Here is a 24,675-nt window from a genome sequence, read left to right as displayed (position 1 = left end):
TGTGTACAAATCAGGGGGCTAATTTTAAATAATGCGTACTCCTAAATTTCAGTCACGTTTTTCGGGGGAGTGTATGTCTACAACGCCGCTTTGGTTGGTTCAGAATGTTCGTTTAACGGGTCGTGAAGGGCTATGGCAAATCGCCATCGAGAATGGTCGCTTCGGTGAAATTACTCCGATGGGTGAGGCAAATGCCGAAAGTTACGAGGTCTTAAATGGCCGTGGTGGTCTGGCGATCCCTCCCTTTATTGAGCCGCATATTCACCTTGATACGACCCAGACGGCGGGTGAACCGGCCTGGAACCAGTCCGGTACGCTGTTCGAAGGTATTGAGCGTTGGGCTGAACGGAAAGCGTTGCTCAGCCATGAGGATGTGAAAGCCCGAGCGTGGAAGACGCTCAAGTGGCAAATGGCCAATGGTATCCAGTTTGCCCGTACCCATGTGGATGTATCAGACCCGACGCTCACCGCACTTAAGGCCATGCTTGAGGTGAAAAAGGAGGTGGCGCCCTGGGTTACGCTGCAAATCGTCGCCTTTCCGCAGGAAGGTATTCTGTCTTATCCCAACGGGGCCGCTCTGCTGGAAGAGGCGTTACAGCTTGGCGCGGATGTGGTAGGGGCGATCCCCCATTTTGAATTCACGCGCGAGTATGGCGTGCAGTCACTGCATATCGCCTTCGAGCTGGCGAAGCAATATGACCGTCCGCTGGATATCCACTGCGACGAGATCGACGATGAACAATCCAGGTTTGTGGAGACGGTGGCTACGCTGGCGTATGAGGCGGGTATGGGATCACGCGTGACGGCGAGCCATACCACGGCGATGCACTCATATAATGGTGCGTACACGTCGCGACTTTTCCGTCTGCTGAAGATGTCGGACATTAACTTTGTCGCTAACCCGCTGGTGAATATTCACCTGCAGGGGCGTTTTGATGATTATCCGAAACGGCGTGGGATCACGAGAGTGAAAGAGCTACAGGCCGCAGGAATTAACGTCTGCTTTGGTCATGATGATGTCTTTGATCCCTGGTATCCGTTAGGAACAGGCAACATGCTGCAAGTACTGCACATGGGGCTGCATGTATGCCAGATGATGGGGTATCCGCAAATCGACAGCGGGCTGGATCTGATCACCCATAACAGCGCCCGGACCTTCGGCTTAGCTGATTACGGTATTGAAACGGGGAATCCGGCTAACCTGATTATTCTGCCAGCGGAGAGCGGGTTTGAGGCGGTACGCTGCCAGGTTCCGGTACGCTGGTCGATTCGTCAGGGGCGTGTGATTGCCACAACGCAGCTGGCGCAAACCTGGGTACAAACGGATAGCGGGGGAGAAGAGGTGAGCTTTGCCCGAAACAGCCCCTCTGCTGATCGCAAAGGGGCGTAACCGGTTAGTGATTTGCTGCCGCAGTGTTGTGCTGGCGGTGGCGAGTCACGAAGCCCAGAACGAAGCACATCGCGAAGACGGCGGCGTACAGCGCGTTAGCGGTATGCAGCGCAGCCAGCGGGCCGCTGTGCGCGACAATCGGGCCGGTGACCACGAAGGTCAGCATCGTACCGATCGTGCCGCAGGTCAGCACGAAGTTTACCAGTTTAGGTGAAGCCACTTTGGTTTGCAGAGAACCGAGCGTAATGATTGAGGTATAAATGGCGCTGGAGAAGAAACCGAGCGTCAGAATGAACCACGGCATATGCTCAGGTGCGCTGTTGATGAACAGATACATCAGTACGGTAGCCAGCGCAGCCAGTACGGTCAGAATGCGTTGAAGATCGAAGAAACGCAGAATAAAGCTAAACGCCCACATACCGAACATGTAAGACATCCAGAAATCACTCACCAGTTTGCCGGCGTCATTCAGGCTCATGCCTAAACCTTTTGCATATTCCGGGACCCAGGAGATAAAGCCAAGCTGGCCCAGGATGTAGCACAGTGCCGCAATGGAGAGGAACAGCACGCCGATCCCCCATTTTTCTTTCGCGACGGGCTCGCGAGTCTGCTCTGCTTTCTTGCCCAGAACCGGGAATTCACAGCCGAAGGTCAGGATAAAGATCGCGACGTAGACCAGGCCAATGCAGGCGTAGACCCAGTACCACTCAATGCTGCGTGCCAGCAAAATTGCGGCAACCATCGGGAAAATCATGCCTGCCATGCTGAAGAAAGAGTCGGTAAACAGCAGACGCGCACCGCGCTGGCGGCCTTCATACATGTGCGTGATCAGGAACGTACCGATAGACATGGTGATACCACTTACCAGCCCCAGCACGAACATCGCAGCGGAGAACAGGGCAATGCTGTGGCTCAGCATCAAACCAGCCACGGCGGCGACCATGAGGACAAAGCCGAAGCGCAGTTGCGTTTTCAGTGGCACGATTTCCATCAGCCAGGCATTCAGGAAGATGGAGATCAGGATCCCGGCGTTGAGGAAGGTAAAGGTGTTACTCATACTGGATACGGGTAACTGGAAATAGTCTGCGATATTGCCCATCACCATCCCGGTGACGATCACCAACGCGCCGGTCAGGGCGTAGGAGAAGAAGCTGATCCATGTGAGCTTGATACGATTGCTGTTAGTCATGTCTGGCCTGTTGAGTTACCCGTTATCCTTCGCGCTGAAGAGGCATACGAATTTTTCAGGGTAATGAAAAGTAAAACGCATTGACTGCGTTAGAGCGGGCAGATTTTAGTCTCGAAAGTGATCTATTTAAATCTTTTAGGAAAATATTGATCTCAATTACATGATTATGTGTGATGTTGATCACATTAATTAGCGTATAAACCAATCGTTTGCGTCGTTACAACTGTTTCAAATTCGTAAAATTAGGTAAAAGGCTGGCCTCCGTTCATACTGCTCTTTAGAATCAAACCATTCGCCTTTTTTACTGCGCTTTGTTAAGGAATTCTCATGCTCAAATCAACACTGGCGGCTGTCGCAGCTGTGTTTGCCCTTTCTGCCGTCTCACCTGCTGCACTGGCAGCAAAAGGCGACCCTCGTGTTTTGCTGACAACCTCCGCCGGGAATATTGAGCTGGAATTAAATAGCCAGAAAGCTCCTGTTTCTGTGAAAAACTTCCTCGATTACGTGAACAGTGGTTTCTACAACAACACCACTTTCCACCGTGTGATCCCAGGTTTCATGGTGCAGGGTGGTGGCTTTAACGAACAGATGCAGCAAAAACAGCCAAATCCACCTATTAAAAACGAAGCGGATAACGGTCTGCTCAATACCCGTGGCACGATCTCTATGGCGCGTACAGCGGATAAAGACAGCGCAACCAGCCAGTTCTTCATCAACATCGCTGATAATGCCTTCCTCGATCACGGTCAGCGTGACTTTGGCTACGCGGTCTTTGGTAAAGTTGTGAAAGGGATGGATATTGCTGACAAGATTTCCCAGGTGCAGACGCACGACGTTGGTCCATACCAGAATGTGCCGTCAAAACCGGTAGTTATCCTCTCCGCAAAAGTTCTGCCATAAGTTTTCTCGCGCGGGTATCCTCTGCCCGCGCCGCTAACCCTCCCTGCGAAAGCGCGTTTTGCTGCTTATACTTGTGGCAAACGGACCCCTTCAGGGAGGCGTGCAGTGAAAAAACTCACCGACAAGCAAAAATCCCGTCTCTGGGAGCAGCAGCGAAATGCAAATTTTCAGGCCAGCCGCCGTCTTGAGGGTGTCGAGAGCCCGTTAGTCACGCTCAGTGCGCAGGCAGCACAGGAACGCCTTGAGGAACTTCGGAGGCACTATGAGCGATAAATATGGCGACGATCGCGATCCTTACCTTTATCCTGGGCTGAATGTGATGCGTAACCGGCTGAACATCCGTCAGGTGGACAGGCTGGCGCAGGCCGCCTATGAGCTGACGGCCCTGCGTGTGGCAACGCTGAATCTGGGGCCACCCGCAAGGGGATTACCTCATCTGTGCGCTATTCATCGTCATCTCTACCAGGACGTTTTTGACTGGGCAGGGGATATCCGCGAAGTGGATATTTACCAGGGGGATACCCGATTCTGCCACTTTGCCTATATTGAGAAAGAGGGTAATAGCCTGATGCAGGATCTCGAAGAAGAGGGGTATCTGGCCGGGCTTGAGAAAAGTGAGTTTGTGGCTCGTCTTAGCCACTACTACTGTGAAATTAACGTCCTGCACCCTTTTCGGATCGGGAACGGCATTGTTCAGAGGATCTTCTTTGAGCAACTGGCGATCCACGCAGGCTATCAACTGAATTGGCGGGATATCAGCCCGGATGCGTGGGCGGCAGCCAATCAGAGTGGGGCGATGGGGGATTTATCGGCCCTGAACACCATCTTTGCCAAAGTAGTGAGCGAAGCACGGGAAACTGAGTAGAATAGGGCGGCATTTTTGTTCTGGAGCCGCCATGATTCTGCTGATTGATAACTATGATTCCTTCACCTGGAACCTTTACCAGTATTTTTGTGAATTGGGCGCAGAGGTGGCCGTCCATCGCAACGACGAACTGACACTGGCAGAAACAGAAGCCCTTGCCCCGCAGAAGATTGTCATTTCACCAGGACCCTGTACACCGTCTGAATCCGGTATTTCGCTGGATGTCATCCGCCATTTTTCCGGTAAGTTGCCCATTCTGGGAGTATGTCTGGGGCATCAGGCTATTGCTCAGGCATTCGGGGCAACGATTGTTCGTGCGGCGAAGGTGATGCATGGCAAAACGTCGCCGATAACACATACCGGAATGGGGGTGTTCCGTGGCCTGAATAATCCGCTCACCGTTACCCGTTATCACTCCCTGGTGATCGATCCGCCCACGCTTCCCACCTGTTTTGACGTGACGGCCTGGAGCGACACACAGGAGATCATGGGTATTCGCCACCGCGAATGGGATCTTGAAGGTGTGCAATTCCACCCGGAGAGCATTCTGAGCGAGCAGGGACATCAGCTTCTGGCGAATTTCCTCAATCGCTGAATATCTATTGCCTTGTTGTGATTTTTTATGCATATTTCGTGATTATATTTTCACAATTAATGTGACATAAAATGGATGGGCACGACATGGCAACTGAACAATCAGCAATTACCCGCGCGACATTCGATGAAGTAATTCTGCCGATTTATGCACCGGCAGAGTTTATTCCTGTCAAAGGGAAAGGCAGCCGCGTGTGGGATCAGCAGGGTAAAGAGTACGTTGATTTTGCGGGAGGGATTGCCGTCACCGCACTGGGACATTGCCATCCTGCACTGGTGGCGGCGCTGAAAAGCCAGGGCGAAACCCTGTGGCACACCAGTAATGTGTTCACCAATGAACCGGCTCTGCGTCTTGGACGCAAAATCATCGATGCGACTTTTGCTGAACGCGTGTTGTTCATGAACTCCGGGACTGAAGCTAACGAAACTGCGTTTAAGCTGGCGCGCTTCTATGCATCGACCCGCCACAGTCCATATAAAACCAAAATTATTGCTTTCCATAATGCGTTCCATGGGCGCTCGCTGTTTACCGTTTCTGTGGGCGGGCAGCCGAAGTATTCTGACGGTTTCGGCCCGAAACCCGCGGATATCATCCACGTTCCGTTTAACGATCTGCATGCGGTGAAAGCGGTCATGGATGATCATACCTGTGCGGTGGTGGTGGAGCCGATTCAGGGCGAAGGCGGCGTCACTGCGGCAACGCCGGAATTCCTGAAAGGTCTGCGTGAACTGTGCGATGAACATCAGGCACTGCTGGTGTTTGATGAAGTGCAAAGCGGTATGGGGCGTACCGGCGATCTGTTTGCCTACATGCACTACGGCGTTACGCCGGACATCCTGACCAGCGCCAAAGCGCTCGGCGGCGGCTTCCCAATCAGTGCTGTGCTGACGACGCAGGAGATCGCATCCGCATTCCATGTCGGCTCTCATGGCTCAACCTATGGCGGTAATCCGCTGGCCTGTGCGATTGCCGGTGCGGCGTTTGACATCATCAACACCCCAGAGGTATTGCATGGCGTGAATGCGAAACGCGAACTGTTTGTGAAGCATCTACAGCAGATTGACGACCAGTATGACGTGTTTAGCGAAATCCGTGGGATGGGATTGTTGATTGGTGCAGAACTGAAGCCGCAGTTTAAAGGCCGTGCGCGTGATTTCCTGCATGCTGCTGCCCATGAAGGGGTCATGGTGCTGAACGCAGGGCCTGATGTCATGCGTTTTGCACCATCGCTGGTGGTAGAAAATCAGGATATCGAAGATGGATTAAACCGCTTTGCCCGTGCGGTAGCGCAGATTGTACAAGGCTAATACCCGGTACGTTTTAACCGGCGTGTTAACCAAATGCCGTGATGTGGACGCTGACGCCATGCCACCGACGAAATGGTGTGCATGGTGCTCAAATGTCCCAGAATCCGCTGCAGATGCTGCTCCAGTGTGCTCATTGGCCCGTGAGTCAGGGTCTCCGGCGCCTCAAGAATGTTCGAATCTCCCGCTTCTCCCGGCGCGTCATACTCCAGACGTTGCTGGCAGCGCTGCAAGGCAATTTCACAGGATTCTAAATACCGTTGTGCCAGATCGGGTGTCAGCATCGTATGCTCACGCGCCAGCGTGGTCATGGCGTTGATGTGTTCGACGATAAACTGGCTGTGCGTGACCCACAGCTTCATGTCTGCCAGATAGTGCGAATTAAAGCCAGGCTCCTGCATTGCCTGATTGAGTGAGTTAAACAGGGCGTTATGCGCCTGATTCACCTTCATACGCTGATACGCCAGCGGCGAAGGTTGCGGATCGTTGCTGAGTATCAACCGGATGGCCTGTTGGTCGGCCTCCAGTGCATCGTGGGCGTTCTGACGCAGTAATCCGCTCTGCCATTGCGGCCACAACCAGATCATTCCACCAAAGGCGATCAGGCAGCCAATCAGGGTATCAACTAGCCTGGCGATGATAAATTGTTCGCCATTGAGCGTAAGCAGTTGCAGGGTGTACACCGCCGTTACCGTAAAGCCCACCATTGCCCAGCCGTAGTTTTTACGGATGATCAGATAGCTCACCATTGTGATCGCCAGCATTCCCGCCAGTGTATAACCCTCCGGGACGTGGAAGTGGAGCGTTACCCCGGCAATCACCAGCCCCGCGATTGTGCCTGCTGCCCGGTGAAGAATACGCACTCGCGTCGCGCCGTAGCCGTTTTGGGTGACAAACAGCACCGTCATTAAAATCCAGTACGGTTTTGGCAGATGCAGCGCCACGCCCATCAGACTGGCGACGCTCAGCATCACGCTGATACGGGCGGCATTACGCAGCGCTGCAGATTTGAACGACAGATAGCTCTTCAGGGCGGGGAGCAACGGCAGACGTTTCTGTTTATCCGCCATCAGATCACGAGGGTAAAGTGGACGCTGCGTGCGCAGCACGCGGGCAATTCGACTGAAGTGCCAGGCGCAGAACTGCCCGACCGGGTTATCCGGATGCTGGTTGGCGATTTTTTCCAGCGCGCCCAGCTGTTTCTCCATAGTGAAACGCGTGGGATAGCGGTGATAGAGGATATCGTCAGCCAGCACGCGCAGACGCGCCGCGACCGTTTGCGCATTCCAGCGGATCACCGCTTCAGCGTGGCTGCGCTCGACCAGCTTTTGCACCTCGTGAGGGTAGTGCAAACTGACGGAGATGTGTTCTTGCAGATCCAGCCCTACCTGAAACGTGCGCAGTAACCGCTTGTAGTCATGGTTTTTATTGGCTGCAAGCATATGCAACTGTTGGTAGCACTGGCTTATCAGATCGACCACCTTTTGCTGGCGAGCCAGCAGTGGCGGCAACGACTTTTCCGGGTCGGTGTGCTGAGTCAGCAAGGTGTACTTGGCTTCACAGTAATCAGCAAGCTGTACATAGAGCAGGCTCAGGGATTCACGCAGTGGCTGTTCGCGCCATAGCCAGAACCAAAACCAGTTAAATACGCCGTACCACAGCGTGCCCAGGGCGTAGATAAGCAGGGGTTCCCACATCGGCATATTGCCTGCGAGGCTGAGGGTAAAAATGGCCGCAATAAGCGATGCAGGCAGTAACCGGGCATGCAGTGAGCTGATTTCAGCCGTGACGCCAAGCGTCATCGCAAGTACTGTCAGAATCAGCGGCAGCGGGATCTCACGGGCGAGTAGCAGTTGCACCGCAAGGCTACAACCGGCAAACAGGCAGCCGCCAATAATCAGGCGTTTGAAAAAGCGTTTGTGGGGCGTATCCAGACCCGCAATGTTGCAGCAGGCAGGGACGAGAGAGAAAAGCAGACCTTGTTGCAGATGTCCGAGGAGCAATCCCACAGCCACAGGAAGACACAGCACCAGCGTTTGCCGCAGTGCATAGTTAACTTCCGGGTGATAAATCAGCCTTCGCCACATGGGGGATAGAGACAAAAACGGCGTGACACCTTGCGATGGCACGCCGTTTTACCGGAATTAACGGGTTCCGTAAACCACGATGGTTTTACCGTGTGCGGAGATCAGGTTCTGGTCTTCCAGCATTTTCAGGATACGGCCAACCGTTTCACGAGAACAGCCGACAATCTGACCAATTTCCTGGCGGGTGATTTTAATTTGCATACCGTCCGGGTGGGTCATTGCATCAGGTTGTTTCGCCAGGTTCAGCAGCGTCTGTGCAATACGGCCTGTTACGTCCAGGAAGGCGAGGTTACCCACTTTCTCAGACGTGACCTGCAGACGGCGAGCCATCTGCGAAGAAAGACGCATCAGGATGTCAGGGTTAACCTGGATCAACTGACGGAATTTCTTGTAGGAGATTTCAGCCACTTCACATGCGGTTTTTGCACGAACCCAGGCACTGCGTTCCTGGCCTTCTTCAAACAGGCCCAGCTCGCCGATGAAATCGCCCTGGTTCAGATAAGAAAGGATCATCTCTTTCCCTTCTTCATCTTTGATCAGCACTGCCACCGAGCCTTTGACGATGTAATACAACGTTTCCGCTTTTTCACCCTGGTGAATCAGCGTGCTCTTCGATGGGTACTTATGAATGTGGCAATGAGACAAGAACCATTCGAGAGTCGGGTCTGTTTGCGGTTTGCCAAGCACCATGCGCTGTTATCCTCTGTTATAAGCTGTCACCAGAGTCATAAGATGCATCCGGACTCTGGGGTTGCAATCGAATTCTTACCCATACCTGGGAAGTCGGCTGTCGTAATATTCGCAGCCAGTAAAGTTTGATGTCCTCTGCATACATGTGTAACGTCAATGTATTACTGTAGCATCCCGAGTGTTTTAGCATAGCTTTTGCCGCGTGTCTCCTGGTGTCTCGCTTCAGCATGATGCAGGTCGCCTTCCGTTGCGAGAATTGTAACGCACGCGTAATCTGTCACCAAAAATGCAACGTTGGAGTTAATGAATATGCAAGCGCGTGTGAAATGGGTTGAAGGTTTAACATTCCTGGGCGAATCCGCTTCTGGACACCAGATTTTGATGGATGGTAACTCCGGCGATAAAGCACCAAGTCCGATGGAGATGGTGCTGATGGCGGCGGGTGGATGCAGCGCAATTGACGTGGTATCTATTCTGCAAAAAGGTCGTCATGACGTGACAGATTGCGAAGTTAAGCTGACATCAGAGCGTCGTGAAGAAGCGCCGCGCCTGTTTACGCACATCAATCTGCATTTTATTGTCACCGGTAAAGATCTGAAGGATGCGGCAGTATCACGCGCGGTTGATCTTTCTGCTGAGAAATACTGCTCTGTGGCGTTAATGCTGGAAAAAGCGGTAAATATCACGCATTCCTACGAAGTGATTGAAGCCTGATGTGTGTTGGGCATCATGCACGTTGATGCCCTCATCCGGACCCTCTCCCTGCGGAGAGGGGAAATGTTCATGCGATCTTCTTCCCTTCCATCAGTCGCTCGACCAGCGGCGTCATGATCAACTCCATCGCCAGCCCCATTTTCCCGCCCGGAACCACTAATGTATTCATGTGGGAAATAAATGAGCCCTGCAACATTGCAAGCAGCCAGGGGTAATCAATACCTTCCAGATTTCGGAAGTGAATCACTACAAAACTCTCATCCAAAGAAGGAATACTTTTGGCCGCAAAAGGGTTGGAGGTATCGACCGTCGGGACGCGCTGGAAGTTGATGTGCGTACGCGAGAACTGCGGCGTCAGGAAGTTGATGTAATCCTCCATCGAACGCACGACCGAATCCATCACGGCTTCACGGGAATGACCGCGTTCGCTGGTATCGCGTGTGAGCTTTTGGATCCACTCCAGGTTGACGATAGGAACCACGCCGACCAGCAAATCCACATGTCGCGCCACGTTGTGATGTGGTGTGACCACACCGCCGTGCAAGCCTTCATAAAAGAGCACGTCGGTTGGTTCAGGAAGCGGTTGCCATGGCGTGAACGTGCCGGGAACCTGATTCCAGGGGACGGCTTCATCATAGGTATGCAGATACTTACGGGATTGCCCTTTACCTGTTTGCCCGTACGCATGAAATGTCTGCTCAAGCAGGCCGAAGTCGTTAGCATCAGGCCCAAAGTAGCTGATATGTTTACCGAGATCGCGAGCCTTGCGAATGGCCATATCCATTTCAGGGCGAGTATAGCGATGGAAACTGTCCCCTTCGACTTCGGCTGCCCGTAAGTTCAGTTGCGCGAAAATCTTGCGAAAGGCGAGGCTGGTGGTGGTTGTTCCTGCCCCACTCGAACCTGTAACGGCAATAACCGGATGTCTGGCAGACATAGCAACTCCCTGACTGGAAAGGTTTAACGGTCAGCCATGAAGCGCGTTGCGGGGCATGATATTGACCGTTTCGTGCAATTCGGACCACACCAGCACTACATCGCCACTTTTCAACTGGCGCTTCACATCGGCGACCTTTTGTTCAAGCGAATGTTCATGTTCACCATAATCTGTGCCTTCACGCAACACAAAGCTTTCAATCAGATTATCGAGCGTTTCGGGAGCCAGATCCTGCCAGGGAATAATCATTTTGCGCTTTCCAGATAAGAGGTTAACCAGTCAGGAATACGTGTCTCCAGCCACATCCGGGGATGTCTGAGCGTGCCGCCAACAAAACCGACATGGCCGCCATGCTCGGTCAGTTGATATTGCACATTGGCGGGCAGATATTCCTGCGCGGGTATGGAGTGATGATCCATAAAGGGGTCATCTTTGGCATGAATGATCAGCGTGGGTTGGGTTATTTTGCTGAGCAACGGCATGGCGCTGCACTGACGATAATAGTCAATCGCATCGGCAAAACCGTGGATCTTGGCAGTGATCAGATCGTCAAACTCGCGGATACGACGCACTTTTTTCAGTTGACGCAGGCTGACCGGCAATGTGTCCGGGTAGGCTTTCAGTTTACGTGCCGCGTTGGCTTTCAGCAGGTTGAGCAAGTAGCGCTGATAAACGCGTGAAAAGCCCTTTTCCATATGGTAGCTGCACTGCTCCAGCATGAACGGTGCAGAGACAATCACGGCGGCATCCAACGGAACCGACGCGCCTTCTTTTGCCAGCAAACAGGCGAGCATGTTTCCGCCCAGCGAGTAGCCTACTGCTGCGGTAGGTACGCGGCCAAAATGCTCATTCAGCCAGCGTAAAAACCCTGTGCCGTCTTCGGTTTCGCCGGAATGGTAAATCCGGTTCTGGCGATTGGGTTCGCCGCTGCATCCGCGAAAATGCATCACCACGCCAAGCCAGCCACGCGCTTTTGCCGCCTGGATCAAACCGTGCGCGTAGGGGCTGTACAAGCTGCCCTCCAGCCCATGAAATACCACCAGACGTGGTTTATGCCGGGCCTGCTCAGGCTCTTCGCTCCAGGCGAGATCCAAAAAGTCACCGTCGGGTAAATCCAGGCGTTGCCAGTGCGGTGTGAACTGTAGCTTGCGGCGAATCAGGCGCGGCAGCATGGTTTGCAGGTGGCGGTTTGCCACGCCACGCATGGGCACGAACTCTGCGCTTTCTTCGGACGCGATGTCGAAGTCGGATGGAATTATTTGGGTCATAACGGTGCGATGTTAATTCTTGTCTGTCATTTACTATACCTTCCGAATTGTACCCTGTTTATGAAAACGAGGGGCGTTTACCTCTGATTCAGCAATTTCCGCATCGTGAAATGATCCCGATCACAAATCCTTACGCTGATTATTACTCTCAGGCTAACGATTTCTCTCTACGCTTAATTGATGCCTTTCTCACCAGAGTGCAGACTTTACTCAGCGTTAAGCAAATCAAAATGATGTGCTGAATCAGGAGGTTAATAATGTTATCTGGGCAAACACCCGCCCGGGCATGGAACACTCGACGCACTGAGAAAGCGCGCCGTCTGGCTTCTGTCCCGGTGCAGGGCAAGGTACTGCCAACCGGCGACCTTGTCGCCATGCTGGAAAAACTGATCGCGCCAGGCGACAAAGTCGTACTGGAAGGCAACAACCAGAAGCAGGCAGACTTTCTGTCTCGCTCACTGGCTGAAGTGAACCCGCAAATCGTGCATGACCTGCATATGATCATGCCAAGCGTCGGTCGCAGTGAGCATCTGGATATCTTTGAAAAAGGGATCGCCCGCAAGCTGGACTTCTCCTTCTCCGGGACCCAAAGCCTGCGTATTTCGCAGTTGCTGGAAGATGGGCAACTCGAAATCGGTGCAATCCATACCTACATCGAACTTTATTCTCGCCTGTACGTTGATCTCTCGCCCAATGTGGCGCTGATTGCCGGGTTTAAAGCGGACCGCAAAGGCAACCTTTACACAGGGGCCAGTACAGAAGATACCCCAGCACTGGTTGAAGCTGCGGCGTTTCACGACGGGATCGTCATCGCACAGGTGAACGAGCTGGTGGACGACGAGTGTGACCTGCCGCGCGTGGATATTCCTGGTTCCTGGATCGACTACGTGGTGGTGGCGGATAAACCGTTCTTTATCGAACCGCTGTTTACCCGCGATCCGCGCCTGATCAAACAGGAACATATCCTGATGGCGATGATGGCCATCAAAGGTATCTATGCGGAGCACCAGGTACAGTCTCTGAACCACGGGATCGGTTTTAACACCGCCGCAATTGAGCTTCTGCTGCCGACTTACGGCGAACAGCTCGGCTTGAAAGGCAAAATCTGTAAACACTGGACACTGAACCCGCATCCAACGTTGATCCCGGCGATTGAAAGCGGCTGGGTTGAGAGCGTGCACTGCTTCGGTGGTGAGCTGGGGATGGAAGAGTATATCCGTGCTCGTCCGGATGTGTTCTTTACCGGCGCAGATGGCTCTATGCGTTCCAACCGCGCGTTCTGCCAACTGGCTGGCCAGTATGCTGTTGATATGTTCATTGGTTCGACCCTGCAAGTTGATGGCTACGCTAACTCCTCAACGGTGACTCGGGGGCGTTTGTCTGGCTTCGGTGGTGCACCAAATATGGGGCACGATCCGCACGGTCGTCGTCATGCTACCCCGGCATGGCTGAATATGATCACCGAACCGGACCCGATGCAGCGAGGTAAAAAGCTGGTCGTGCAGATGGTTGAAACGTTCCAGGCTGGTGTGAAACCGACCTTCGTGGAAAAACTCGACGCAGTCGAGGTCGCGAAAGCCTCCGGTATGCCACTGGCTCCCGTAATGATTTATGGCGATGACGTGACCCACGTTCTGACGGAAGAGGGGATTGCTTACCTTTACCGTGCGAAGGATCTCGGCGAGCGCCGGGCGATGGTTGCAGCCGTTGCGGGCATCACCGATATCGGCCTGGGTGTAGATGCCAAACGCGTCGCCGCGCTGCGTCAAAGCGGCAAAGTGGTTTACCCGGAAGATATGGGCATTCGCCGCACTGACGCCACCCGTTCCCTGCTGGCCGCTGGCAGTGTTTCTGACCTGGTGGAATGGTCTGGCGGTCTCTACAACCCACCTGCGAAATTCCGGAGCTGGTAATGAAACTTCTGCCCCAGATTCAGGTTGAAGGCGGTGCGGAATGGCTGGCGCGAACCGCCACGCAGTGTCTGATTGACGAAGCACGATTAAGCCCGAAGCCCGGTCTGGTGGACAGTCGGGGGAACGGCGCGCACCACGATTTAACGCTCGCGTTAATGGAGCGTTCCGCACACAGCCTGACCCCCACGTTTCAGGCACTGGCGCAACAAAGCTGGCAGCGTCCGGCAGACATTGCGCTCCGGCAAACCGTTGGGCGGCTTGGCCGCGAAGGCGAACAGCAGATGATGGTGGTCACGGAAGGCGTTAATACCCACCGTGGTGCAATCTGGGCACTGGGATTACTGGTGAGTGCCGTGGCGATGTTGGGGGGAAATGCTCGCGCGCAGGCCGTGGCGGAAACCGCAGCGGCCCTGGCAATGCTCCCGGATGATGCCGCGCCGAAAGTGTTTAGCAAAGGTCTTCGTGCGACGCACCGCTACCGTGTACCGGGCGCGCGTGAAGAGGCTCAGCAGGCGTTTCCGCATATTTTACAACGCGCATTGCCGCAGCTTCGTCTGAGCCGTCTGAACGGCAGCAGTGAAGCGCACGCCAGGCTTGATGCCCTGATGGCGATCATGACGTCCCTGACGGACACCTGCGTGCTGTCTCGTGCCGGGCTGGAAGGGCTGGATGTCATGCAAGACGGCGCTCGGGCAGTGCTTCGCGCCGGAGGTACGGCTCAGCCTGAAGGCCAACGCGCGCTGGCTGAACTCGATCGCCAGATGCTTGCACTTAACGCTTCGCCAGGAGGTGCGGCGGATTTGCTCGCCGCCACGCTGTTTCTCGATCGCGTCGAGACGCCATATTCAACGCATTAAGAGGATGTTATGGAAAAAATTACATTGACCGTGCCAGCCAGCCGCGTGTTAAGCGGCAGAGCGCTGGCAGGGGTTGTCGGCTCAGGGGATATGGAGGTGCTATTCACCGCCGACCAGGGGCAGACCTTAACTATTGATATCACCACTTCTGCCGACAACAGCCGTCGTCGCTGGGATGCACTGTTCAATCGTCTGCAAACCGTCAGCAGCCTGCCTGCAGGCAAACTGACGATCCACGATTTTGGCGCAACACCGGGTGTCGCGCGCATTCGTATCGAACAGGTTTTTGAAGAGGTGAATCATGCGTGATGACCGTAGTTTTATCGAACTAAAAGCACGTCAGCGTGCCCATGCCCTGCTGGATGACGGCAGCTACCGCGAACTGCTCGATCCGTTTGAAGGCATTATTTCACCCTGGCTGGGGCCACAGGGCATTGTGCCACAGGCCGACGACGGCATGGTGGTTGCTAAAGGGACAATCAATGGACAGCCTGCGGTGGTTGTCGCCATTGAAGGGGCATTCCAGGGGGGCAGCATGGGTGAAGTGTCCGGCGCCAAGATGGCGGCGGCACTGGAGCTGGCGGCAGAAGATAACCGCAACGGCATTCCGACACAGGCGGTTCTGTGCCTTGAAACCGGCGGTGTGCGTTTGCAGGAAGCGAATCTTGGTCTGGCGGCGATTGCCGATATCCATGCGGCGATAGTTGACCTGCGCCGCTATACCCCGGTGGTGGGTATTGTGGCCGGGACCGTCGGCTGTTTCGGCGGGATGTCCATTGCCGCCGCACTGTGCAGCTACCTGATTGTGACCCGTGAAGCGCGTCTTGGCCTCAACGGCCCGCAGGTGATTGAGCAGGAAGCGGGCATTGAAGAGTACGACTCCCGCGACCGTCCGTTTATCTGGAGCATGACCGGTGGCGAAGTGCGCTACCAGAGTGGTCTGGTGGATGCGCTGGTGGGGGATGGTGTGAATGCGGTGAAACAGGCGATGAATGACGCCATCGCCAAAGGCGTTCCGGCAAAGCATCGTACCGATAACTATGACGATTATCTGAACCGCCTGACGGCATTCGACACCCGCAAACAGGCCGATGCCGAACAAATCAAGGCGCTTTTTGCCCGGGAGGTGAAATGATGACTAGCTCAATAAGCCGCGGCGAATTATGGCTGCAAACCCTCGCTCCGAATGCGAAACGTCTGGAAGGATTATGCCCGTCCGTACAGGCAACTGACGGTGAACTCAACGGTGAAGCGGTGCGTTTCGTGGCGGTTGTCCCGGATGCGAATAATCACTTCCCGCGTGCAGCGAAGGGCGAAGTGGGTCTGCTGGAAGGGTGGACGCTGGCCAAAGTGGTGAGTGAAACCGTTGCCGCTGATGCAGATAAAACCGTGAAGCGCCCGATTGTGGCCGTGATTGACGTTCCGAGCCAGGCCTATGGTCGTCGCGAAGAGGCGTTTGGTATTCACCAGGCGCTGGCCGGTGCGGCGGCAGCGTATGCCAATGCGCGCCTGGCCGGGCATCCGGTGATTGGTCTGATTGTGGGAAAAGCGATGTCTGGTGCGTTTTTGGCGCATGGCTACCAGGCCAACCGCCTGATCGCATTCAACGATAAAGGCGTGCTGATCCACGCGATGGGGAAAGAGTCTGCGGCACGCATTACGCTGCGTACCGTGGAGGCACTGGAAAAACTGGCTGCCACCATCCCACCAATGGCCTATGACATCAGTAACTACGCTACGCTGGGGCTGCTTGAGAACCTGCTGGATATCAGCAATCCGGATGCCCCCACAACACATGATCTGGCGCAGGTGAAAACCACGCTGCAACAGGCCATCAACGACGCACGTCAGGACACCACGTTAAAAAATCGTCTGGGTGCTGACAACCGCCGCAGCTCTGCTCTTGTACGCGAACGTATGCGAGCAAGCTGGTAAGTAACAAAAGACCTGCCAGATGCATTACCCCGTGGGCGCGCCCGTAGCGCCCGCGCGGGATGCTGCATCCTGAAAAATAATAATCATCGCACCAGTGCTAAACATTTTTTATTTATTACAGGTGATATATGACTTACGTAATTGTTCATGCTCTTGCGCCAATTTTCATCATCATGCTACTGGGATTCTGGGCCGGTAAGGCAAAGATGGTCGATAACAAAAATGTTTCCCTGCTTAATATCTTCGTCATGGATTTTGCCCTGCCCGCTGCCCTGTTCAGTGCCACTGTGCAAACACCCTGGACGGGGATTGTGGCGCAGTCGCCGCTGATTCTGGTGCTGACTCTGGCGATGTGGATCACCTACGCCATCCTCTATTTCCTGGCAACCAGCGTCTTTAAAAAATCTCCACAGGATGCCGCTGTACTGACGCTGACAGTCGCTCTGCCAAACTACGCCGCGCTCGGCCTGCCGATCCTGGGAAGTGTGCTGGGAGAAGGGTCTTCAACATCGCTGTCTGTTGCCGTGTCAATTGCTTGCGGTTCTGTACTGATGACCCCGTTCTGTCTGCTGATCCTGGAACGCGAAAAAGCCCGAGCTGATGGCAATAACTCTGGTTCTACGCTGGCGATGTTGCCGGTACTGATGTGGCGCTCGATCAAAAAACCGATTGTGATGGGCCCGCTGCTGGGGGTGATTTTATCTGCCATTGGCATCAAAATGCCGGAGCTGGTTCTGGCTGCGATTAAACCGCTGGGCTTGTCTGCAACTGCTGCCGCGCTGTTCCTGACCGGTGTTATTCTTTCTGCCCGTAAACTGCAGATCAACACCATGGTGATCACCTCGACTGTCGCCAAACTGCTGATCCAGCCTGCGATTGCCTGGGGCATTGTGCTGATCTTCGGTCTGCACGGTTCTGTGGCGATTACCGCCATTCTGATGATTGCGCTGTCTGCTGGCTTCTTTGGTGTGGTGTTCGGCAACCGCTTTGGCGTGCAGTCGCCGGATGCAGAAGCTGTGCTGCTGTTAAGCTCCGTCCTGTGTATCCTGTCACTGCCGCTGTTTATCTCGCTGACTTCAGGAATGTAATCATGACCACAACATTACGCCCACACGACCTCATCTGGCTTACCGCGCGTGACGCGCTGGAAGGTATTACTGAATCCTGGGTGGATACGGTCTGGCATTCTGGTCTGCCGGTGGTCGTGAGGCGTGATGTTGATAACGATGGCCGTATTCCCGTTGGCGTGCGTGGTTTGCGCCGCGATCAGCGTGCGGCTGGGTGGGTGAAACCGGAAAACGTACTTCGTGTGGTTTCACCGGAAGCCCTGAGTGTGACAGCCGATTTGTTGCGCTCACCCTTCATCACTCAGCCGCCAGTTCAGGTGGCGTTACAGCTTTCTCAGCACTCCTGGCCGTGGGTGTGGGGAATTACCGGCAGCACAGGCTATGCCCTGGCGACCGGTATTCCGGTTATCCACGCTGACAGTGACCTCGACCTGCTGATCCGCGCGCCACTCGCACTATCGCAAGACGCATTTTCCCTCTGGCAGAACCAACTGAGCCGTGCACTTTGTCGTGCGGATACGCAGGTGGATACCCCAGAAGGCGGTTTTGCGTTATCTGAGTGGCTACGGGACGGAAAAATCTTGTTAAAAACAGGCCATGGGCCGCGCCTGGTGGTCGACCCGTGGCACAGGGAGGCGTGATGAAAATACTGTTTACCTTTCCGGGGCAGGGGACACAACATCCCGATATGCTGCAACATTTGCCGGGTACGGAACTGGATCAGGCGCGTGAGATATTGGGAACCGAAGCCGATGCGCTGGACACCCCCGATTCGCTACGCCATACCCGTGCGGTACAGCTCTCTTTACTTATTGCCGGTGTCGCCTGGGCGCGTGAACTTGAGCGTCGAGGGATCTCGGCGGATATCGTCAGTGGCCTGTCGATAGGCGCTTATCCCGCTGCGGTGGTTGCCGGGGTGCTTGATTTTGCTGATGCGCTGCAGTTGGTAGCGCTGCGCGGTGATTTGATGGAACAAGCGTATCCGCATGGCTATGGGCTGACAGCCATCATGGGGCTCACGCTGTCTCAGGTCGAAACCCTGATCGCGGATAGCGGGACCTATATCGCGAACCTGAATGCTGAAACGCAGATTGTGATTGCCGGAAGTAATGAGGGGATGGCGCAGGTTGCGAAACGCGCGCTGGAAAAAGGGGCTTCGAAAGCGCACCGGCTGGCGGTTAGTGTACCTTCGCATTGCGAGCTGTTGGCTGAACCAGCGCGAAAACTGGAAGATGCTTTCCGCCAGGTTACGCTCTCCCGTCCGCGCTGTGCGTACCTGAGTGGTAGTACCGGGCGCGTACTCTGGCAGCCGGAAAAGATTGCCGATGATTTAGCGATGAACATGGCGCGGACAGTGCGCTGGCAGGACGCGGTGATCTCGGCAAATGAACGCGACGCGCGGCTGGCGATTGAAATGCCACCCGGCGGTGTGCTGACCTGCCTGACGAGACAGGCTGCGTGGGAAGGCGAGTCCATTTCGCTGGAACGCAGTGGCGTTGATGTGGCGGTGCATCTGGCGAAGCGGCTTCGGGCGTGATCTTTTGTCCGGTGGCGCTACGCTGATCTGGCCTGCGTTCCTGGTGTGATGCATCGCATCGCCACAGGACAAGACATCAGACGCCGTCCTGCAAGCTACGGGCGTACATCCGCCCTTCGGCGGCTAATGCCCGCAGGCTTGGATCTTGCTCGCGGTTGCGGGCAAAGACAATGGCGATAAGCTGTTGCATCTGGTACGGCTGTGCCAGCTTCAAAAGTTGCACTGAATTCTCATACACCTTCTTCATTCTGCCGGGCATCAGCGTAAAGCCCACGCCCGCCTGCACCAGGCTCAGCATCGAGAAGATGTCATTCACGCGGGTGACGATCTCAGGCTCAAATCCGGCAATGTGAAAGGCTTCCTGAAAACCGGCATAAGTGGCAAACCCTTCCGCCAGGGCGACAAATTTCTGATCTTTATAATCGCGCAGGTCGGCCAGCCCGCTGGTGTGTAACGTGGCCGAAGCTGGGGCCGCCAGGAAAATATCATCATGAAACAGCGGCAGAACTTCGAGGCTGTTGCGGTCAATATCACTTTCAGAGATGGAGATTAAAATCGCATCCAGCGAGCCTTCATCCAGCATGTGCAACAAGGTTTCGTTAGAGCCCATCGTGAGATCCATCTCAAGATCCGGGCGGCGCAATTTCATACCCATAATCAGGCGGGGCACGGTTTCCAGCGTTAACGAATACAGCGTGCCGACACGTAAGCGTCCCTGGCCGATACCGGCAATTTTTCGCGCTTCTTCTAACCCGCGCTCCATCACCTGCATCACTTCCTGGCAATATTCCAGCAGTGTCCAGGCGGAGGGGAGCGCAATCAGGTTGCGGCCTTTGTGGGTGAAGAGTGGGCAGCGGACATTCTCTTCCAGGGTATGCAGTGCACGATGCACGCTGACGCCGCTCAGGCCCAGAGTTTCGGCGGTACGCGCGATGTTACCTTTTTCCATAAAAGTCATGAAAATACTGAGCTTGCGGAATGTAATGTCGCTCGTGATATCGAAACTCATAACCCTCCCTGCGTGTTAGTCGGCCTGTAGTATCGCTTCGAGTTGTTCCTGGGCATCGAGCCAGGCCATCTCACACTCTTCGAGGCTGGATTTGGTTTTCGCCTGCGTTTGCAGACAATCTGTCAGCTCTGCTTTTCGGCTTTGGTCGTACAACCCGCTATCACCTAGTTTTTCTTCAACGGCGGCAAGTGTGGCGTTGAGCTTCTCCATCTCTTTTTCCAGACGGGCAATCTCTTTGCGCAGGGGTTGCGTCTGGGTACGTCGTTCCGCTTCACGACGCTTCTGGTCTTTCCGCGACTGTGCGCTGTTAGCATTGTCTTTCGAGGCATCCTCAGGCTGGTTCTCCTGCTTCTGCACGTCTGTCAGCCACTGCTGGTAATCTTCCAGATCGCCGTCGAACGGTTCAACTTTTCCGTCATGCACCAGATAGAGATCGTCAGTGGTGGAACGGATCAGGTGGCGATCATGCGACACCACGACCAGTGCACCTTCGAATTCAATCAACGCCTCGGTGAGTGCCTGACGCATATCGAGATCGAGGTGGTTGGTTGGTTCATCAAGTAGCAGCAGGTTCGGACGCTGCCAGACAATCAGTGCCAGCACCAGACGGGCTTTTTCTCCGCCTGAGAAACGTTCGGTATTTTCCGTGACCTTGTCGCCCTGGAAGCCGAATCCGCCGAGGTAGTCGCGGAGTTTCTGCTCCATCTCCTGTGGCGCGAGGCGTGCGAGGTGCTGAACAGGAGATTCATCCGCGCGTAAAAATTCCAGCTGATGCTGGGCGAAGTAACCCAGTTTAATACCCTTTGCCAGACCAATATCACCGCTGACCGGGTTAAGCTCGCCCGCCAGCAGCTTAATGAGCGTCGACTTACCTGCGCCGTTACGTCCCAGCAGACCAATGCGGGAGCCAGGGACGAGGTTGAGCTTGATGGAGTCCAGGATAATGCGATCGCCATAACCGGCGCTGACCTTTTCCATTTTCAGCAGCGGGTTAGGCAGGCTTTCCGGTTCACGGAAGCTGAAATGGAAGGGGTTATCCACGTGCGCCGGGGCAATCATCTCCATACGTTCGAGCATTTTGATACGGCTTTGCGCCTGCTTGGCTTTAGAGGCTTTTGCTTTAAAGCGGTCGACAAAGCTTTGCAGATGGGCCACTCGCTGTTGTTGGCTTTCGTACATGGATTGCTGTTGGGCGAGGCGTGTTGCACGCTGGCGCTCGAAAGAGCTGTAGTTGCCGGTGTATTCGAACATCGTCTGTTGCTCGATATGAATGATTTTGTCCACCACCGGGTCAAGGAAATCACGGTCGTGGGAGATCAAAATCAGGGTTCCCTGATAGCTTTTCAGCCATTTTTCCAGCCAGATAACCGCATCGAGATCGAGGTGGTTAGTCGGTTCATCGAGCAACAATAAGTCTGAGCGGCAGATCAGCGCCTGAGCCAGGTTGAGGCGCATACGCCAGCCGCCGGAGAAATCGCTGACCGGGCGTTCGAGTTGTTCGTTGCTGAAACCCAGACCGTGCAGCAGGCTGGAAGCACGGGAACGGATGGTCCAGGCATCAATGGCGTCCAGCTTGACGTGAACGGTGGCGATCGCATGGCCGTCGTCTCGCTCATTTGCCGCACGCAGTTCGCTCTCAAGTTTGCGGTACTCACGGTCACCGTCAATCACATAGTCGAGAGCAGGTTCACTCAGGGCAGGTGTCTCCTGGTTGACCCACGCCAGTTGCCAGTTGCCCGGAAACGTGAAGTTACCGCCATCAGCGCTAATCTCGTTTTTCAGGAGTGACAGCAGGGTGGATTTGCCGCAGCCATTTTTGCCGACCAGACCGACTTTTTGGCCAGGATTGATGGTGGCTGTTGCGTTATCCAGCAGGACGCGCACACCACGACGAATTTGTAACGAGGAGAAAACAATCATAGAAGCGCCGTATGTTCCGACTATGTTAATTTGTCATTATGATAATGTAAGGTGTGCGCCATTTTCCGCACCGGGCCGCCATGGTAGCCCAAAACGACGACTTTACACAAAAACAGAAACAGAACCGGGAGGGGAGTGATGTCTCAGACAGCAAAAGTGCTGCTGCTGTATGCCCATCCGGAATCTCAGGACTCGGTGGCAAACCGGGTTCTGCTTAAGCCGGCTTTACAGCTCAACAATGTAACGGTGCACGACCTCTACGCGCACTATCCCGATTTTTTTATCGATATCCCTTTCGAGCAGGAATTGCTGCGCCAGCATGATGTGATTGTGTTCCAGCATCCGCTTTATACCTACAGTTGTCCCGCGTTGCTGAAAGAGTGGCTTGACCGGGTACTGAGCCGGGGGTTCTCCAGTGGAGTAGGGGGAAACCAACTGGCGGGAAAGTACTGGCGTAGTGTAATTACGACCGGTGAGCCAGAGAGCGCCTACCGTCACGACAGCCTTAACCGTTACCCGATGAGCGATATTCTGCGACCGTTTGAACTGACGGCCGCCATGTGCCGTATGCACTGGATGAGCCCGATTATTGTCTACTGGGCGCGTCGTCAGGAACCCAACGAGCTGGCGAGCCACGCTAAAGCATATGGCGAATGGCTGGCGTCGCCGATTCCGGCAGGAGGTCGCTGATGGAAGGCTCTAATTTGCTGCTGGCTGGTGTGCTGTTTTTGTTTGCGGCGGTCGTTGCTGTGCCACTGGCCTCGCGACTGGGTATTGGCGCTGTTCTGGGGTATCTGCTGGCGGGCATTGCTATTGGTCCCTGGGGACTTGGATTTATCAGTGATGTGGATGAAATCCTGCACTTCTCCGAGCTGGGCGTTGTTTTCCTGATGTTCATCATTGGCCTTGAATTGAACCCGTCAAAACTGTGGCAGCTTCGTCGCTCTATTTTTGGTGTCGGCGCAGCGCAGGTGATCTTCAGTGCCGCCATTCTTGGCGGCTTGCTGATGCTGACGGATTTTTCCTGGCAGGCAGCAGTGATTGGCGGCATAGGGTTGGCGATGTCTTCTACGGCCATGGCACTGCAGCTTATGCGCGATAAAGGTATGAACCGGAGTGAGGCTGGCCAATTGGGGTTCTCGGTGTTGCTGTTTCAGGATCTGGCGGTGATCCCTGCGCTGGCGCTTGTCCCGTTGCTGGCAGGATCGGGCGATGAGCATTTTGACTGGGTTAAAATTTGTATGAAGGTGCTGGCATTTGCCGGCATGTTGATTGGCGGACGTTTTTTACTGCGCCCGGTATTTCGCTTTATTGCGGCTTCAGGTGTGCGTGAGGTATTCACTGCGGCGACGTTGCTGTTGGTGTTAGGCTCCGCTTTGTTTATGGATGCGCTGGGCGTGTCTATGGCGCTCGGGACCTTTATCGCCGGGATATTGCTTGCGGAGAGCGAATACCGACATGAGCTGGAAATCGCGATTGATCCTTTTAAAGGGCTGCTGTTAGGGCTGTTCTTTATCTCGGTTGGCATGGCGCTCAATCTTGGCGTGTTGTACACCCATCTGCTGTGGGTGGTCATCAGCGTTGCTGTGCTGGTCGCGGTAAAAACGCTGGTGCTGTATGCCCTGGCACGTATTTACGGCCTGCGTAGCTCGGAAAGAATGCAGTTTGCCAGCGTGTTAAGCCAGGGGGGCGAGTTCGCGTTTGTACTCTTCTCCACAGCATCGTCCCAGAAATTGTTCAAAGATGATCAGATGGCGCTCCTGCTGGTGACGGTGACGTTATCGATGATGACGACACCGCTCCTGATGAAAATGGTTGATGCGTTCCTTGCCCGTCGGCTTAACCCGACAGATGATGAAGATGAAACGCCCTGGGTGCAGGATGATAAGCCCCAGGTGATCATTGTGGGTTTTGGGCGCTTTGGTCAGGTCATTAGTCGTTTGCTGATGGCGAACAAAATGCGCATTACGGTGCTTGAGCGTGATATCAGCGCGGTGAACCTGATGCGCAAATATGGCTATAAGGTGTATTACGGTGATGCCACTCAGCTTGAGCTGTTACGCTCTGCCGGGGCGGAAGCGGCAGAGTCGATAGTCATTACCTGCAATGAGCCGGAGGATACGATGAGGCTGGTGGAGTTGTGCCAGCAGCATTTTCCCCATTTACATATCCTGGCCAGGGCGCGTGGGCGCGTGGAGGCCCATGAGCTGTTGCAGGTGGGAGTAAAACATTTTTCACGTGAAACCTTCTCCAGTGCATTAGAACTTGGACGTAAGGCGCTGGTGTCGTTGGGTATGCATCCGCACCAGGCTCAGCGGGCTCAGATGCATTTCCGTCGTCTGGATATGCGCATGCTGCGAGAACTCATGCCTGTTCATTCTGATACGGCGCAAATTTCCCGCGTGCGGGAAGCTCGTCGGGAGCTTGAAGAGATTTTCCAGCGTGAAATGCAGCAGGAGCGACGCCAACTGGATGGCTGGGATGAATTTGAATAAAAG

The 24,675-nt window shown here is 54.6% G+C and carries 25 protein-coding genes; 17 read left to right on the top strand and 8 right to left on the bottom strand.

Going from position 1 to position 24,675, the window contains the following annotated elements; all coding sequences use genetic code 11:
• Window positions 1-73: 73 nt before the first annotated feature.
• Window positions 74-1,390 carry a cytosine deaminase gene (locus GF617_RS16840; RefSeq protein ID WP_203452119.1) on the top strand — a complete coding sequence of 439 codons (1,317 nt, stop codon included), beginning with the start codon at window positions 74-76 and terminating at the stop codon, window positions 1,388-1,390.
• Between the two features lie 4 nt (window positions 1,391-1,394).
• Here GF617_RS16840 and tsgA read toward each other — a convergent pair whose 3' ends face one another.
• Window positions 1,395-2,579 carry an MFS transporter TsgA gene (gene tsgA, locus GF617_RS16835; RefSeq protein ID WP_181621114.1) on the bottom strand — a complete coding sequence of 395 codons (1,185 nt, stop codon included), beginning with the start codon at window positions 2,577-2,579 and terminating at the stop codon, window positions 1,395-1,397.
• A 327-nt stretch (window positions 2,580-2,906) separates the two neighbouring features.
• Here tsgA and ppiA point away from each other — a divergent pair, with 327 nt between their 5' ends.
• From ppiA to GF617_RS16810, 5 genes are all read left to right on the top strand, one after another.
• A complete protein-coding gene (gene ppiA, locus GF617_RS16830) occupies window positions 2,907-3,479 on the top strand; it encodes a peptidylprolyl isomerase A (RefSeq protein ID WP_181621112.1) in 573 nt (190 codons plus the stop codon).
• Window positions 3,480-3,584: 105 nt separating this feature from the next.
• Entirely contained in the window at window positions 3,585-3,752 is a 168-nt protein-coding gene (locus tag GF617_RS16825) for a YhfG family protein (protein ID WP_181621109.1), read from the top strand.
• A complete protein-coding gene (locus tag GF617_RS16820; RefSeq protein ID WP_181621107.1) occupies window positions 3,742-4,344 on the top strand; it encodes a putative adenosine monophosphate-protein transferase Fic in 603 nt (200 codons plus the stop codon). Before GF617_RS16825 ends, GF617_RS16820 begins: the two co-directional genes overlap by 11 nt.
• Before the next feature lie 31 nt (window positions 4,345-4,375).
• Window positions 4,376-4,939, top strand: a complete 564-nt coding sequence (gene pabA, locus GF617_RS16815) for an aminodeoxychorismate synthase component 2 (protein ID WP_181621105.1) — start codon at window positions 4,376-4,378, stop codon at window positions 4,937-4,939.
• Between the two features lie 86 nt (window positions 4,940-5,025).
• Entirely contained in the window at window positions 5,026-6,246 is a 1,221-nt protein-coding gene (locus GF617_RS16810; protein ID WP_181621103.1) for an aspartate aminotransferase family protein, read from the top strand.
• On the opposite strand, the gene GF617_RS16805 is transcribed toward GF617_RS16810, so the two are convergent.
• Both GF617_RS16805 and crp read right to left on the bottom strand, forming a co-directional pair.
• Window positions 6,243-8,330 (bottom strand): YccS/YhfK family putative transporter, encoded by a 2,088-nt coding sequence (locus GF617_RS16805; RefSeq protein ID WP_203452124.1) that lies wholly within the window; start codon window positions 8,328-8,330, stop codon window positions 6,243-6,245. The two genes, GF617_RS16810 and GF617_RS16805, sit on opposite strands and share 4 nt — an antisense overlap.
• Before the next feature lie 57 nt (window positions 8,331-8,387).
• Window positions 8,388-9,020 (bottom strand): cAMP-activated global transcriptional regulator CRP, encoded by a 633-nt coding sequence (crp, locus tag GF617_RS16800; protein WP_000242758.1) that lies wholly within the window; start codon window positions 9,018-9,020, stop codon window positions 8,388-8,390.
• Between the two features lie 309 nt (window positions 9,021-9,329).
• On the opposite strand from crp, the gene GF617_RS16795 reads away from it, so the two are divergent.
• The gene (locus GF617_RS16795; RefSeq protein WP_058609467.1) at window positions 9,330-9,734 is read left to right on the top strand and encodes an OsmC family protein; all 405 of its coding nucleotides are present in this window, start codon (window positions 9,330-9,332) and stop codon (window positions 9,732-9,734) included.
• Window positions 9,735-9,801: 67 nt separating this feature from the next.
• On the opposite strand, the gene GF617_RS16790 is transcribed toward GF617_RS16795, so the two are convergent.
• Genes GF617_RS16790 through GF617_RS16780 form a run of 3 tightly spaced genes read right to left on the bottom strand, consistent with a single transcriptional unit; the run spans window position 9,802 to window position 11,939 of the window.
• Complete coding sequence (locus tag GF617_RS16790; RefSeq protein ID WP_181621102.1) at window positions 9,802-10,671, bottom strand: phosphoribulokinase; 870 nt, start codon at window positions 10,669-10,671, stop codon at window positions 9,802-9,804.
• A gap of 30 nt (window positions 10,672-10,701) precedes the next feature.
• Window positions 10,702-10,920 carry a YheU family protein gene (locus GF617_RS16785; protein WP_181621101.1) on the bottom strand — a complete coding sequence of 73 codons (219 nt, stop codon included), beginning with the start codon at window positions 10,918-10,920 and terminating at the stop codon, window positions 10,702-10,704.
• The gene (locus GF617_RS16780) at window positions 10,917-11,939 is read right to left on the bottom strand and encodes a hydrolase (protein WP_203452118.1); all 1,023 of its coding nucleotides are present in this window, start codon (window positions 11,937-11,939) and stop codon (window positions 10,917-10,919) included. Before GF617_RS16780 ends, GF617_RS16785 begins: the two co-directional genes overlap by 4 nt.
• Before the next feature lie 257 nt (window positions 11,940-12,196).
• Between GF617_RS16780 and mdcA the strand changes: the two genes are divergently transcribed.
• From mdcA to mdcH, 8 genes are all read left to right on the top strand, one after another.
• Window positions 12,197-13,852, top strand: coding sequence for a malonate decarboxylase subunit alpha (gene mdcA, locus GF617_RS16775; RefSeq protein WP_203452117.1), 1,656 nt, complete (start codon window positions 12,197-12,199; stop codon window positions 13,850-13,852).
• A complete protein-coding gene (locus GF617_RS16770; protein ID WP_181621098.1) occupies window positions 13,852-14,709 on the top strand; it encodes a triphosphoribosyl-dephospho-CoA synthase in 858 nt (285 codons plus the stop codon). Before mdcA ends, GF617_RS16770 begins: the two co-directional genes overlap by 1 nt.
• Window positions 14,710-14,718: 9 nt before the next feature.
• Window positions 14,719-15,018, top strand: a complete 300-nt coding sequence (mdcC, locus tag GF617_RS16765; protein ID WP_203452116.1) for a malonate decarboxylase acyl carrier protein — start codon at window positions 14,719-14,721, stop codon at window positions 15,016-15,018.
• Window positions 15,011-15,844, top strand: a complete 834-nt coding sequence (locus GF617_RS16760; RefSeq protein ID WP_181621096.1) for a biotin-independent malonate decarboxylase subunit beta — start codon at window positions 15,011-15,013, stop codon at window positions 15,842-15,844. The genes mdcC and GF617_RS16760 overlap by 8 nt, the downstream gene beginning before the upstream one ends.
• A complete protein-coding gene (gene mdcE / locus GF617_RS16755) occupies window positions 15,844-16,644 on the top strand; it encodes a biotin-independent malonate decarboxylase subunit gamma (protein WP_181623848.1) in 801 nt (266 codons plus the stop codon). The genes GF617_RS16760 and mdcE overlap by 1 nt, the downstream gene beginning before the upstream one ends.
• Window positions 16,645-16,772: 128 nt before the next feature.
• Window positions 16,773-17,732, top strand: coding sequence for an AEC family transporter (locus GF617_RS16750; RefSeq protein ID WP_181621095.1), 960 nt, complete (start codon window positions 16,773-16,775; stop codon window positions 17,730-17,732).
• Window positions 17,733-17,734: 2 nt separating this feature from the next.
• Window positions 17,735-18,352, top strand: coding sequence for a malonate decarboxylase holo-ACP synthase (locus GF617_RS16745; protein ID WP_181621093.1), 618 nt, complete (start codon window positions 17,735-17,737; stop codon window positions 18,350-18,352).
• Entirely contained in the window at window positions 18,352-19,248 is an 897-nt protein-coding gene (gene mdcH / locus GF617_RS16740; protein WP_181621091.1) for a malonate decarboxylase subunit epsilon, read from the top strand. The genes GF617_RS16745 and mdcH overlap by 1 nt, the downstream gene beginning before the upstream one ends.
• Before the next feature lie 76 nt (window positions 19,249-19,324).
• On the opposite strand, the gene GF617_RS16735 is transcribed toward mdcH, so the two are convergent.
• Together GF617_RS16735 and GF617_RS16730 are read right to left on the bottom strand one after the other, a co-directional pair.
• Entirely contained in the window at window positions 19,325-20,257 is a 933-nt protein-coding gene (locus GF617_RS16735) for a LysR substrate-binding domain-containing protein (RefSeq protein WP_181621090.1), read from the bottom strand.
• A 15-nt stretch (window positions 20,258-20,272) separates the two neighbouring features.
• A complete protein-coding gene (locus GF617_RS16730) occupies window positions 20,273-22,177 on the bottom strand; it encodes an ABC transporter ATP-binding protein (RefSeq protein ID WP_203452115.1) in 1,905 nt (634 codons plus the stop codon).
• 138 nt (window positions 22,178-22,315) lie between these two features.
• Between GF617_RS16730 and kefG the strand changes: the two genes are divergently transcribed.
• A complete protein-coding gene (kefG, locus tag GF617_RS16725; RefSeq protein WP_181621086.1) occupies window positions 22,316-22,867 on the top strand; it encodes a glutathione-regulated potassium-efflux system ancillary protein KefG in 552 nt (183 codons plus the stop codon).
• Window positions 22,867-24,672 carry a glutathione-regulated potassium-efflux system protein KefB gene (gene kefB, locus GF617_RS16720; protein WP_203452114.1) on the top strand — a complete coding sequence of 602 codons (1,806 nt, stop codon included), beginning with the start codon at window positions 22,867-22,869 and terminating at the stop codon, window positions 24,670-24,672. Before kefG ends, kefB begins: the two co-directional genes overlap by 1 nt.
• Window positions 24,673-24,675: the final 3 nt, after the last annotated feature.

It is taken from the genome of Lelliottia sp. RWM.1 (assembly GCF_016859735.1).
Lineage (GTDB): Bacteria > Pseudomonadota > Gammaproteobacteria > Enterobacterales > Enterobacteriaceae > Enterobacter.
The sequence above is the reverse complement of the archived record's forward strand: the minus strand, read 5'-3'. Positions and strand labels throughout refer to the sequence as shown.